Here is a 12596-nt window from a genome sequence, read left to right on the forward strand (position 1 = left end):
GGTCGCGCGGCGGGTGGAAAAGCGTTCTTAAGACAGCGTCTTGACGAAAGCTTCGTAGGCCTCCTCATCGAGCAGTTGGTCGAGCTCGGCGGCGTCGGCGAGCTTCAGCTTCAAAAACCAGCCCTTGCCGGTCGGGTCTTCGTTGACGAGCGCGGGCGATTCTTCCAGCTCCCGATTGATTTCGACGACTTCGCCGGAGACAGGAGCATTGACGCCGCTCGCAGCCTTGACGCTTTCGACGACCGCGGCCTCATCCCCTTTCGCGACGGTCTTGCCGATCGTCGGAAGCTCGACGAAAACAACGTCGCCCAATTGCGATTGCGCATAGTCCGTGATGCCGACAACGGCCGCGCCGCCGTCGACTCGGATGTATTCATGGTCTTTCGTGTAACGCGTGGTCGACATCAAACTCCCCTGAAATAGGCATGCGGCACGAAAGGCATCGATACGATCTTTGCCTGCGCCGACTTGCCGCGAACGATCAAATGAACAGGCGCGCCGATTTTGGCGGCCTTAGCCTCGACATAACCCATGGCGATCGGGCGCCCGAGGCTCGGCGCGAAACCGCCGGAGGTCAGGCGGCCGATTGCACGCCCCTCCGGCGTCTCGATCTCAGCGCCTTCCCGCGCGGGCGCCTTGCCCTCGACGAGAAAGCCGACGCGGCGACGGGCGGGGCCCTTCGCGATCGCCTCGGCGATCTGCGCATATCCAGGAAATCCGCCCTGCTCGCGCCGCCGCTTCGGGATCGACCACAAAAGCCCGGCCTCGACGGGATCCGTCGTCGCGTCGATATCATGGCCGCAAAGGCAAAGACCGGCTTCGAGCCGGAGCGAATCGCGCGCCCCGAGCCCGATCGGCCAGACCTCCGGATCGGCGAGCAGGGTTTTCGCAAAGTCGGGCGCGGCGGCGGCGGGAATGGAAATCTCGAAACCATCCTCGCCCGTATAGCCGGAGCGGGAAATTCTGAAAGCGGCGCCCCTTGTCTCGAACTCGGCCGCAGACATGAACGTCAAACGCGAAACGCCGGATGCAAGGCGCTCCAGCGCCGCGGCGGCGCCTGGACCCTGCAGGGCGAGCAGCGCCCTGTCGTCGAGAATCGTCAGGGCGCAATCAGGCAGGGCGCTGGCGATCAGCGCAAAGTCGGCCGCTTTGGATGCGGCGTTGACTACGAGAAAGAGGCGCTCGCGGCCCACGGCGTCGGCAAGGCGCGTGACCATGAGATCATCGAGGATATGGCCGTCGCCGTCGAGCAATTGCGTGTAGCGCATCTGCCCCGGACGCAGCGTCTCGATATCGCCCGGCGCCAGCGTTTCAAAGCGAGTCGCGGCGTTGACCCCTTCAAGGATCGCCTGCCCCATATGTGAGACATCGAAGAGGCCCGCGTGGCCGCGCGTGTGAAGATGCTCCTGGATGATGCCTGGGGCATAGTGCACCGGCATAGAATAGCCGGCAAAAGGCACCATGCGCGCGCCAAGCGTCTGATGCAGGCTATGGAGCGGCGTTTGCGCAAGCGCTGCGACGGAAAGATGAACGGTCATAAGGTCCCCGGACTGGATGCCAAGACGCTACGCCCGGCAAACGCCGTGCATAGTCCTAAGCCCCCTCTGTCCTGTGACCTGAGAGTGTTCCTTCGCGGCCGCCTCGGCCTTGCGGCCTTCGGCATGCGCGAAGTTGCGTCCGTCGGTGGATTTTTCGCAAGCCGAAAAATCGCTTTCCAGAGCGTCATCGTCCCAGCGGTCCATGGGCCTGAGCGTTTCCGGGGCGGTTGCGCCTTCGGCGCCGACTCTCCAATTAGAGAGCCGGACTCTTCCGCTGGGATATATTTGACGGCTGAATTATCGGCGCGCGCCTGTCTTTTGTCAATGGTGCGACGCAAAATCAGACCCGCGCCGAGCACTGAAACGCTGCGGATTCAGACGCCTTGCCCCGCACGCGAAAACACCCGGTCGATCGTCGGCGCTTCACTCTTTGTGCTTCGCAGCCGGCTTTTCCGGCCCTTCGTCGATGCCGACCTTGATGGTGTAATCATCGTCGGCGTGATCCTTCGTGAACGGAACCAGCAGCGGCTCGGTCACAAGCGAGAATTCGGTCTGCGCCTGCCCCGCGGGAATGGTCGCGGCCACGCGGTAGAGTTTCGTCACGACGGGCTCATTGTCCTTGGCGTCGACGATGGCGACGCGCAAAGGCACGCTAAAGCTCGCCGGCGATCCGGCTGGCCCAAGCAGCACATTGCCGGCGATGCCGACTTTGATCGCAAGCTGGTCGCCCTGCTGCGAACATTCGCGCACGACGTCGCCGAGCGCATATTGATAGCGCAGATTCATGTTAGTCGGCGGCGTGCCGGCATGCACCTGGGAGGCGGCCGTGCCGTCGAGAACGAGGATCTCCGGGCAGTAGAGGTGGTGTTCCTTCTGCTGCTCCTGCTCGTGCTTATCCTTATCCTTCGACCCGTGATAGGTGAAGAATTCTTTCCAGTTGAAGTTGTTGAAGCCGTTCAGCAGACCACCCGAATCGGCAGCGGCCCCGCCGGCAAGACCGCTAAGTCCGAGCGCCGCGGCGGCGGCGAAGCCAATTCGGGCGCCGCGAATCACATTGCTCAATCGCATTCAAGACCGCTCCTGCTCACATCATGTGAAGGACTTGCTCTACATGACTACGCGCAAAAGCTCCAGATCTCTGCTTGCCGGACGCCCCGGTATGCGGATTGCTCAAAAGCGTCGGATCGGATCAGTCGGCGCAACCGGGATCGATACCGATTTCGGCGTGCGCGTCCAGGTGTCGGCGGCGCCGAAAACGGTTTTCAGAATCGAAGGCGCATTGGAAAGGCTGACGAAAATCATGAGAGGGGTGAGCGAGGCAAGCGTCGCGACGTAACGAGACACGGAGCCGCGCCGCAACACCATATAGGGCGTCAGCGTCATGCCGATGGCGACAATCGCGATCAAGGCGGCGATCACATTGATGATCGGCAGATAGGCGGTGGGGTCCCCCGCCCGCAACATGATGCTTGCGAGGAGCGCTCCTGTCGCGATCGCAGCGCAGGGATAGAAAGCCTGGACGAGGATCAGGAAGCTTGCCGAGAATTTGCGGCGCACGGACCAGTCCGACGTCCAGATCTGTTTCATCAGCTTGCGGGCGACCTGCACGAATCCGTTCGACCAGCGCCTCTGCTGGACGCGCCAATGCTTGACCTGATCGGGAACAAGGCCGGGGACCGGAGGGTCCATTGAAAACAGCCCGTGCCATCCGGCTATTTCCGCGCGCACGGTAAGATCGAGATCCTCACACAGCGAATCAGACGACCAGCCTCCAGCGGCGGCGATGGCGGCGCGCCGCCATACGCCAGCGGTGCCGTTGAACTGGAACAGCCAGCCGGCGCGATAACGCGTCGCCTGCTCCAGCACGTAATGCGCATCGAGCATCAGCCCTTGCGCTCTGGTCAGCCAGTTGGCGCTCGCATTGGCGAATTCGCAGCGCGACTGAATGAAGCTCGCCTTCGGATCGGCGATGAGAGCCGGCATGACCTTGCGCAGCCAATTCGCCGGAGGACGAAAATCAACGTCGAGCACCGCGACATAGGGGGCATTCGAATGCAGGAGGCCAGCGGCGAGCGCTCCCGCCTTATAGCCCGAGCGGTCGCCGCGGCGCAGATGCAGGACGTCGAAGCCCCGGTCATGCAGCTCGCCGATCACGCGCGTCGCGACAACGCTCGTCTCGTCCGAACTATCGTCGAGCAGCTGAATGTGCAGACGGTCCCGCGGCCAGTCGAGAGCGGCGGCCGAGCGCAAGGCGCCGACGACCGTTTCTGGCTCATTGAAAACGGGAATTTGCACGAGGACATGAGGCAGGTCGCCGTCTGTCAGAATGAGATGACGAAGCGGGCGCCCAAGTTTCCTGCCGGTGAGCCGCTCGAAAACATTGATGCCGATGAGCGCCAGAAATCCGCCGCCGACGAAAAGAAGTCCCAGGACGGCAATCACAAGGGTCGCGTCGCTGAGCAACGTCAAGAAATCGATTAAGGTCAAGCGTCAAGCCCCCGCGAACGTCGTCTTCTCGTCCGCGCCGCGCTCGGCTTGCCGTTGATCTTGGCGCGAACGTGGTGCCGTTCGCGGCGCTAAAATCGCCGGTCGCCTTACACGGGGATGTCGCCGCGAGGATTGGCCCCAGACCTTTGCGCAACGGCGCGCCGGATGGAGCGAAGGCTCGAACGACTTCCGCGGAGAGAAACTCTCAGGCTGGAACAAGCAATAAATCGAGCAGTGGAACAACCAACAAATTGCAACAGATTGTTGCAGGAATTGAGTAGACCTTCGTGATAAAAACTTAACATTACCAAAGTCTTAAAACTGCCGCATTTGTGATCAGGCAAACTTGCGAACGCCATTATTGGCCCGCAAGAAAACAAACATCAGGCGCGAAAGAGGCTCTATCGGACGCGCTCTTGCGTCTTCGGCGCTTTGACTTCGACACGCGATAAAATCTTGTCGACAAGCCGAATCGGCAAAAGCCTGCCGAGCCGGGCGAGGAAGTAAAGCCGCCGTGGAAAGGCGATGACGGCTCTGCGCCGGTCGAGACCGCGGCGAATGATTCGCGCTGCTTGCGCGTCGCTGATCTCGAGCGGCTTCATGGCGTCGATACTGTCGTTCAACGGGGTTTTCACAAATCCGGCGATGACGAGGCTGACGCACACGCCTTCCGCTTCGAGCCGGCCGCGCACCGATTCGGAATAAGCGTGCACCGCGGCCTTGGTCATGCAATAGGCCGGCGAATAAGGCAGGCCACGCAGCCCCGCGATCGAGCCGACGAAGGCAAGCTGCCCGTTCCTGCGGGCGCACATCGGCGCGATGAGCGGTTCGACGGTATTGAGCACGCCAAGAAGATTGGAGCTCAAAATGGCGCGAACGGCTTGCGGGTCCTCCGTCAGTTCGCCTGGCGCCAGCCCTGTCGTAATTCCGGCATTGGCGACGCAGAGATCAAAGCCGCAGCGCGCGTCAGCGGCACTGATCCAGCGCGCCATAGCGTCCTGATCGCGGACGTCGATAAGCCCGGCGTCGACTTCCGCCCCCTGCCCGCGCGCCAGCGCCGCCACGGCGTCGAGCCGTTCCTTATTGCGTCCGATGAGCGCCAGCCTGACGCCGGGTGCGGCATAGCCGAGCGCGAGGGCGCGGCCGATGCCGCTCGACGCGCCGGTGATGAGGATTGACCGGGGCTGCATGTCAGAGCGGCCAAGGCTCAAGACGCCGTACCGTCGCCTCCGCCAAAATGGCGAGATCGCCATTCGGGCCATACGCCATCAAGCGCAGGAAGAGTTCAGGCCGGGGCTCGAGAACCGCGCGCGCGACGCGCCCCGTAATGCTGATCGCGCCATCTCTGAGGACCGGACGCAGGAACTTGCCCGAAAGCCGGCAGATGATGATGTCCCGCCGCCAGTGGCGCAGCGCCGGCTCGAAACAGCTCATCATCAGCATGCCGTGCACGGGCGGCGCCTCGAGCCCGACCGCCGCGGCGACGTTGGCGTCGAGATGCAAAGGATTGTCATCGCCGGAGACGAGGGCGTAGCGGCGAAGATGCGAGGCTGCGAAGGGACCAAAATCCGTCCGGCCTATCGTCTCTCCGACTTTCGGCCAGTTGGAAAGCGGCGCGCCGGCCGCGGCCTCACTCATTGCTGGGCGCCGCGATGGCCGCCAAAGGGACAATGCGCAGCACCGTCTCGAAGGTCGCCCATGTTCCGGCGTCCGGCGTCGATATGGCGACCTTGACGGTGAGCCGCTCCGGATCGCTCGTGCGCGTGAACGTGAAGTCCAGCAGATAATCGCGGCCGACTGCGAGAGGACGATCATAGTCGAAGCTCTGCGCCTCATGCACCGGCAGAAAGCCGGCGCCGATCCGTCCCTCGAGCGTCGGCCGGATCTCGGGCATCGTCAGCCAGCAGAATGGATAGGTCAGCGGGACCGCGTTCGGGTCGAAGTTTTCGCCTGCGGTCTGCCCCACCGCATCGCCTGACTCACGCCGAAAAGCCGCGATCTTTTCCGCGTCGGTCCTGACCCCAACGCCACGCAGCTGGACCGGCGCATCGCCGCCCTCAGCCGCGCGCAGAACCTCCGCGATCATGCCGCCTCGGCGCGACGCACGATGAGGCTCGCGTTGATGCCGCCGAACGCGAAGGAATTAGTGAGCGCGGTGCGGATGGGCATGGGCCGCGCCTCATTCGGAACCGCGTCGATCGGGCATTTTGCGTCAGCTTCGCGCCAATTGATCGTCGGCGGCGCGATGCTGTTGCGCACAGCGCCAATGGTGACGACGAGCTCGAGCGCGCCGCCGGCGCCGAGCCCATGTCCGTGAATCGGCTTCGTCGACGAAACCGGGATATGCGGCAGCCGCTGGCCGAACACCATGCCGAGGGCCTCCGACTCGGTCAGATCATTGACCGTCGTGCCGGTCCCATGCGCATTGATGTAATCAATCTCCTCCTCCGAGCAGTCGGCGTCCCGCAGCGTCTGGCGCATGCAGGCCGCGGCGCCGCCGGCGTCCGGACGGACCTGATCCTTGGCGTCGGCCGTCGTGCCGTAGCCGGCGAGTTCGACCAGCGCGTCAGCGCCCCGCGCCCGGGCGACGTCTTCGCTTTCAAGGATGAAAACGGCGGCGCCAGCGCCAAGAATCATGCCGTTGCGCCCCTTGGAGAACGGCCGGCACACGTCCGGCGTCAGCACGCGAAGCGCCTCCCAGGCCAGCATCGAGCTGTTGGTGATGCAGTCTTCCGTGCCGCCGACGATGGCGCGGTCAATGAGGCCGGAGCGAATGAGATGCGCGCCGATCCCGATCGCCTGGGTCGCGGAGGAACACGCGCTCGCCACCGCGAAACAGGGGCCCGTCGCGCCGTAGCGAATGCTGATATTCGACGGCGGCGAACTCGCGATAAGACGCGGCACGGTGAGCGGCGTCGGCCGGCCCTGCTCCACCAGCGCAAGATGGAGCCCGTCCTCGATCGTATGCATGCCGCCGACGCCGGTGCCGATGATCGAGGCGGTGCGCGCGCCCATCGGCTCGGCGCGGGAAAGCCCGGCCTGCGCCATCGCTTCATCCGCGGCGGTCAACAGATATTGCGTAACGATATCGCAGAAGGGCAGCACGCTGGCTTCGATATGGGCCGCCCCGTCGAACCCTTGCACTTGCGCCGAAATCTTGATGCGGCCACGATAGGGCCGATTGAATTGCGTTTCGCCGACGCAGGAGCGTCCGTCGCGGGCGGCGCGCCAAAGGGCGTCGGCCCCAATTCCCGCAGACGACACAGCCCCCATGCCTGTGACGACGACCCGTCGCTTGGCGCTCATATTATGATTTTTCTTTGATGATATAGGCCGCGATCGCGTCGATCAGGCTTTTGATGTCCTTCGCCTCGTGGAAAGGACCATCCATGGGGATATACACGTCGAATTTTTCCTCGATGGCCGTCAAAATCATCACAATGTCGATTGATTTCAGATCAAGACTTTCAATCGTCGCATCCAGGGTGACCTTCTCGCGATCGATCATTCCTTCTTTGACGATAACATCGATGATCTGGTTGACGAGTTCGGTTTGATCGAGAGCCTTCGTTTCCACCGATTACTCCTACGCCATGCGTTCTCAGACAGTCCCGCTCGAACCGGCCCATTAGCTCGAGCAAGACGCGGCGCTCGCCGAGCGGACCGAGGCCCGCGGCGCCGACAATAGCGGCGCCCCTGGCCAAGTCGAGCACAACCCGCGGTGCGGCGTCAACTCCGCGCTCGCGTTTCCCACTGCGGAAGCTGCGGCCGCGACGCCGGTTGCGGCCGCGCTATCGCCAAGCCAAATCGTTGGTTACGCTAATCCGTCACGAAAATAAAGGGCGCGCCGCCGTCGAAGGCGCGCGACATCGCTTTCAGGCCATCACGTTCTTGACGCCATTGTCTCAAGACGTGATCCGGCCGGCGCCAAGCCGCGCGAAAATCAGGGGATTGCGATGACCGGCGTGCCGATCCGGACGCGGCCATAGAGATCGACGACATCTTCATTCAACATGCGGATGCAGCCGTATGAGGCCGCCGTGCCGACCGACTTGCGCATGCTCTGGCTGGTGCCGTGAATCGCAACCTCAGACAAAGACAGCGTGAGCGCCGCCGCGCCCATCGGATTGCGCGGCGAGCCGCCCGGAATGACGTCGGGAAAATTGGGATGGTCGCGGCGAACGTCCGCCGGCGCCGACCACGCGGGCCGCACGAACTTGCCCGCGATATAGGCCTCGCCCCGCCACGCCTTGCCGGCCTTGCCGATCGCCACCGGATAACGGATGGCCTCGCCATTGCCCATGACATAATAGAGCTTGCGTTCGCTCTCCTTGATGACGATCATTCCCGGCGGGTAAGACAGCGGAAAAGCAACGACTTCCCGCGCGAGAGCGCCGGCGGGAGCAAGGGCCGCGAGACTGGCCGCCATCGCGCCGGCGATAAGAGCGCCCTTTTTGGCCGCCGCTGCGACGCTCGCCCGGGAAGCGCCGGAACCAGGAAAACTTACAAAATCCAACTGAAAGAAAGAGAGCCCGCCGCAGCGGCGCGTCATACCCATTGTCGTCCACCGATATTGTCGAATCGACGCTATTGGGGGCAGACCCCAACGGTCGATCCGACCATAGCAAAGACGACTTTAACCAAGCCTAAAACTCGGCCGCCGCGGCGAAAAAGCGGCGGAACCGTGGCCTTTTTGCATCAAGCCGCCGCGTCTCAGCTGGCGCGGTTGCGGATGAGATCGTCGACCACCGATGGATCAGCGAGGGTCGAGGTGTCGCCAAGCGCCGAAAATTCCTTTTCGGCGATCTTGCGCAGAATGCGCCGCATGATCTTGCCCGACCGCGTCTTCGGCAGCCCATCGGCAAAATGAATGACGTCCGGCGAAGCGATCGGGCCAATGTCCTTGCGCACCCAGGAAACGAGTTCGGCGCGCAGCGCATCACTCGGCTCGACACCGCTCATCAAGGTCACATAAGCGTAAATGCCCTGCCCTTTCAGATCATGCGGATAGCCGACGACGGCGGCCTCGGCGACCATCACATGGGCGACGAGAGAGCTTTCGACTTCCGCCGTGCCGAGGCGGTGGCCCGAGACGTTGATGACATCATCGACGCGGCCGGTGATCCAATAATAGCCGTCCTCGTCGCGCCGGCAGCCGTCCCCGGTAAAATATTTGCCGGGATAGGCCATGAAATAGGCCTGCACAAAGCGCTCATGATCCTGGTAGAGGGTGCGCATCTGCCCCGGCCAGGAATCGGCGATGACGAGATTGCCGCTGCAGGCGCCTTCCAGCACCTCTCCCCCGGCGTCGACCACCTGCGGCTGGACCCCGAAGAAAGGCAGCGTCGCGGATCCGGGCTTCAGATCCATTGCGCCCGGCAGCGGGCTGATCAGAATGCCGCCGGTCTCCGTCTGCCACCAGGTGTCGACGATGGGGCAGCGTGATTCGCCGACAACGCGGTAATACCATTCCCAGGCTTCCGGATTGATCGGCTCGCCGACGGAGCCGAGCAGCCGCAGCGAGGCCCGGCTCGACGCCTTGACCGGCGCATCGCCGGCGCCCATCAAAGAGCGAATCGCCGTCGGAGCGGTATAGAAGATATTGACCTTGTGCTTGTCGATGATGTCCCAGAAGCGCGACACGCTGGGATAGGTCGGGACGCCTTCGAACATCAGCGTCGTCGCCCCATTGGCGAGAGGGCCATAGAGGATGTAGCTATGCCCGGTCACCCAGCCGACGTCCGCGGTGCACCAGAAGACTTCGCCTGGGTGATAGTTGAAGACATATTGGTGCGTCATCGACGCGTAGACGAGATAACCGCCAGTCGTATGCACGACTCCTTTCGGCGCGCCGGTCGAGCCGGAGGTGAACAGGATGAAAAGCGGATCCTCCGCGTTCATCGGCTCATAAGGGCAGTCGGCGCCCACCTTCGCCAGAGCCTCGTCGTACCAGACGTCGCGGCCGTCGGTCCAGGCGACCTTGCCGCCCGTGCGCCGCACCACCAGCACCGTCTCAACGATGCCCGACGTCTTCTTGATCGCGGCGTCCGCGTTGACCTTCAGCGGCACCTTTCGGCCGCCGCGCAAGCCCTCATCCGCGGTGATGACGAGCTTCGATTTGCAGCCTTCGATGCGGCCAGCCAGCGAATCGGCCGAAAAACCGCCGAAGACGACTGAATGGATGGCGCCGATGCGCGCGCAAGCGAGCATGGCGTAGGCCGCTTCGGGAATCATCGGCAGGTAGATTGTAACCGTATCGCCTCTGCCGACTCCATGCGCCTTGAGGACGTTGGCGAGCCGGCAGACCTCCGCGTGCAGTTGCTTATAGCTGATATGTTTGGATTCGTTCGGGTCGTCGCCTTCCCAGATGATCGCAGTCCGCTCGCCGTCATCGGCAAGATGACGGTCGATGCAATTCAGCGACACATTGGTAAGACCGTCCTCGAACCACTTGATGGAGACATTATGCGGATCGAAAGAGGTGTTCTTTACTTTCGTGAACGGCTTGATCCAATCGATCCGGCGACCGTGAGCGCCCCAGAACTGATCGGGGTCCGCCGTGGAGCTTTCGTACATCGCCTTGTACTGCGCCGCGTCGACGTAGGCGTCTTTACTCCATTCCGGAATGACGGGATAAATCTTCTCGGACATTTGATCTTCCTCCCGGTGGCGCGTTTGCCGCGTCTTCCTCAGCTAAAGTCATTATGCGCCCATGAAACGCACAAGGCGATCCTTTTGCGACGTGCGCCTGCCGCCCGGCATCCTCTCAGGGGCAATCTTTTTGAACTCTCTCAAGCGCCTGCGATATCCCCGAAAGGGAGTATGTGTCGGTCGTCAGGTTCCCTTTGATCGACGGCGCTTTGATGATCAGCTTCGAGCCCTTCTTCAAAGCCTCAATAAACTGACTCTCTTCGGCAGGGTTCTTGATCCAGGCGTTGGCGCCCTTGGCGACAAGATCGAAAGTCGAGCCGCCGATGTCCGCGCGCGCTTCGGCGCCGTCCTTCATGGCGAAGCCCATGATGATCGACACTTCGTTACGCACCTTCTCCGCCGGCCGGTTTGCGATGAAAACATATGCGGGATCACGTTTCAGCGACGCCGGCGCCCGCTCTTTCGGCGTCGCCAGCGCATAACAGGTCTTATCCTTCGACCCCTGCGCTACGAAAGCGCCCCAGTCGCCATATGAGCCGACCTGAACCGGCTTGCCGTTTTTCTTCGAGTCGCCCGATTTGGAATCAGATTTCGAATCATCTTTCTTGGCGTCTCCTTTTTTGGCGTCCATCGACCTTGGATCGGCCTTTTTGGCTTCGAGCCAGGCTCCGGCCTCATCCTGAGACAGCCTCGCCTTTTGCCGGAGGGACGCGTCGCCGATTGCTGCAAAACCCGCGGCGGGGATAAAGGCCGCCACAAGGGCCGATGCGACGGCGACGGCCGCGCCCGGAGAGAAACGGAAATTCATGAGTCTGTAACGCTCCTTGTCGATCCGACGCATTAGAGCACTTTCCAGCGAAGCAGACACGGATTCGCGCCAGAGAAAATGCGATAAAGCAAAAAGCAGCCGAGAAAACTTTTCAACTTTTGTGGGAATTGGACAGGGCGGGAAAAGCGACGCCTCATTTATAGGAGGGAAGCTCGGCAGGGAAAAGAGCCCCTAGCGGCTGATAGCGCCAAAATATCAGGTTTCGGCAGCTCACGAGAGAAGGCGGCGCTGACTGCGGCGCCCCCAAGGACGATCATCCCCCGCGCACCCGTGTCGCCTCAAAGCGCCTCAGAGGCCCGCGGTCTTGGCGGCGCCGAGAATCACGCCCGGCTTCTCCAGCGGTCCTTTTTGCAGAAGGACGACGTAGCCCTCGCCCTCTTCGCCGGTCTCGGGCAGCCTGAAGGTGGCAGTCGAGCCGGTCCAGTCGCCAAGCTTGTCGATAGCGCGCACGACATTGATGTAAGTCACGCTGCGTCCGGCATTTTCGCCGCGGCCGATGTGCACCGCCTTGGACCGCACGACGCGCAACGCCACGACCTCGGCGGGGCCACCCTCGCCCTCCCCGACCTCGATGACAATGGCGCCGTTGGAACGCGACAGCCGCATAGGCAGCGTCAGAGCGCCTTCGCGTCCCTTGCTGGCGCGAACGGCCTCCTCGATCTCCTGGCGGTCACTGCCGACTACGCCGGCCAGTCCATTCACAACGATTTCCGGCGTATAGACATGCTGTTCGCCATGCGCCGCCGCATAGGCTTTCTGCCGCGCCGCAAAAGCTGGCGCAGCCAGGGTATCTTTCCAGCCGATATAATCCCAATAATCAACCGGGAAAGAAACAGCGATCACATCGGGCTTGCGCGCCAGCGTCGCCAGCAAGGCGTCGGCCGGAGGGCAGGACGAACAACCCTGGCTGGTAAAAAGCTCCAGCACCGAAGTGACGGCGACGGCATTGTTCGAGGCCGCCTCGGCGGAGCAGCAGGCTGTGACAATGAGCGCCGCGCGCAGGATGATCCGCGACAAGGCTCCCGAACAGGAAATCAGTGGAAATCCTCTGAATAATCCCATTGATCACTTCATTGTCGTGGAAAGCCGTA

The 12596-nt window shown here is 62.5% G+C and carries 13 protein-coding genes and 1 riboswitch; all 13 genes read right to left on the reverse strand.

Annotated features, from left to right (window positions below):
• Window positions 1–27 precede the first annotated feature (27 nt).
• The 13 genes from gcvH to MPC4_RS04955 all read right to left on the reverse strand — a co-directional run bounded on the left by gcvH (window position 28) and on the right by MPC4_RS04955 (window position 12567).
• Window positions 28–405, reverse strand: a complete 378-nt coding sequence (gcvH, locus tag MPC4_RS04895) for a glycine cleavage system protein GcvH (RefSeq protein ID WP_174511541.1) — start codon at window positions 403–405, stop codon at window positions 28–30.
• On the reverse strand, window positions 405–1538 hold the full coding sequence (gene gcvT, locus MPC4_RS04900) for a glycine cleavage system aminomethyltransferase GcvT (protein WP_174511542.1): 1134 nt from the start codon (window positions 1536–1538) through the stop codon (window positions 405–407). The genes gcvH and gcvT overlap by 1 nt, the downstream gene beginning before the upstream one ends.
• A 186-nt stretch (window positions 1539–1724) precedes the next feature.
• A riboswitch (glycine riboswitch) is annotated at window positions 1725–1822 on the reverse strand.
• A 139-nt stretch (window positions 1823–1961) separates the two neighbouring features.
• Window positions 1962–2606, reverse strand: a complete 645-nt coding sequence (locus MPC4_RS04905; protein ID WP_174511543.1) for a hypothetical protein — start codon at window positions 2604–2606, stop codon at window positions 1962–1964.
• A 102-nt stretch (window positions 2607–2708) separates the two neighbouring features.
• Window positions 2709–4025: a glycosyltransferase family 2 protein gene (locus MPC4_RS04910; RefSeq protein ID WP_174511544.1), complete on the reverse strand. Its 1317-nt coding sequence runs from the start codon at window positions 4023–4025 to the stop codon at window positions 2709–2711.
• A 401-nt stretch (window positions 4026–4426) separates the two neighbouring features.
• Complete coding sequence (locus tag MPC4_RS04915) at window positions 4427–5215, reverse strand: SDR family NAD(P)-dependent oxidoreductase (RefSeq protein WP_174511545.1); 789 nt, start codon at window positions 5213–5215, stop codon at window positions 4427–4429.
• A gap of 1 nt (window position 5216) precedes the next feature.
• Window positions 5217–5663: a MaoC family dehydratase gene (locus MPC4_RS04920; RefSeq protein WP_174511546.1), complete on the reverse strand. Its 447-nt coding sequence runs from the start codon at window positions 5661–5663 to the stop codon at window positions 5217–5219.
• On the reverse strand, window positions 5656–6111 hold the full coding sequence (locus MPC4_RS04925) for a hypothetical protein (RefSeq protein WP_174511547.1): 456 nt from the start codon (window positions 6109–6111) through the stop codon (window positions 5656–5658). The genes MPC4_RS04920 and MPC4_RS04925 overlap by 8 nt, the downstream gene beginning before the upstream one ends.
• On the reverse strand, window positions 6108–7331 hold the full coding sequence (locus MPC4_RS04930; protein WP_174511548.1) for a beta-ketoacyl-[acyl-carrier-protein] synthase family protein: 1224 nt from the start codon (window positions 7329–7331) through the stop codon (window positions 6108–6110). The genes MPC4_RS04925 and MPC4_RS04930 overlap by 4 nt, the downstream gene beginning before the upstream one ends.
• 1 nt (window position 7332) lies before the next feature.
• A complete protein-coding gene (locus MPC4_RS04935; RefSeq protein ID WP_134486626.1) occupies window positions 7333–7602 on the reverse strand; it encodes an acyl carrier protein in 270 nt (89 codons plus the stop codon).
• Window positions 7603–7968: 366 nt separating this feature from the next.
• Window positions 7969–8577 (reverse strand): L,D-transpeptidase, encoded by a 609-nt coding sequence (locus tag MPC4_RS04940; RefSeq protein WP_425312421.1) that lies wholly within the window; start codon window positions 8575–8577, stop codon window positions 7969–7971.
• Window positions 8578–8738: 161 nt separating this feature from the next.
• Entirely contained in the window at window positions 8739–10676 is a 1938-nt protein-coding gene (gene acs / locus MPC4_RS04945) for an acetate--CoA ligase (protein WP_174511549.1), read from the reverse strand.
• Window positions 10677–10791: 115 nt separating this feature from the next.
• Entirely contained in the window at window positions 10792–11484 is a 693-nt protein-coding gene (locus MPC4_RS04950) for an invasion associated locus B family protein (RefSeq protein WP_174511550.1), read from the reverse strand.
• Window positions 11485–11793: 309 nt separating this feature from the next.
• Window positions 11794–12567 (reverse strand): DUF1223 domain-containing protein, encoded by a 774-nt coding sequence (locus MPC4_RS04955; protein ID WP_244628851.1) that lies wholly within the window; start codon window positions 12565–12567, stop codon window positions 11794–11796.
• Window positions 12568–12596 lie beyond the last annotated feature (29 nt).

The sequence above is a fragment of the Methylocella tundrae genome (assembly GCF_901905185.1).
Taxonomy (GTDB): domain Bacteria; phylum Pseudomonadota; class Alphaproteobacteria; order Rhizobiales; family Beijerinckiaceae; genus Methylocapsa; species Methylocapsa tundrae.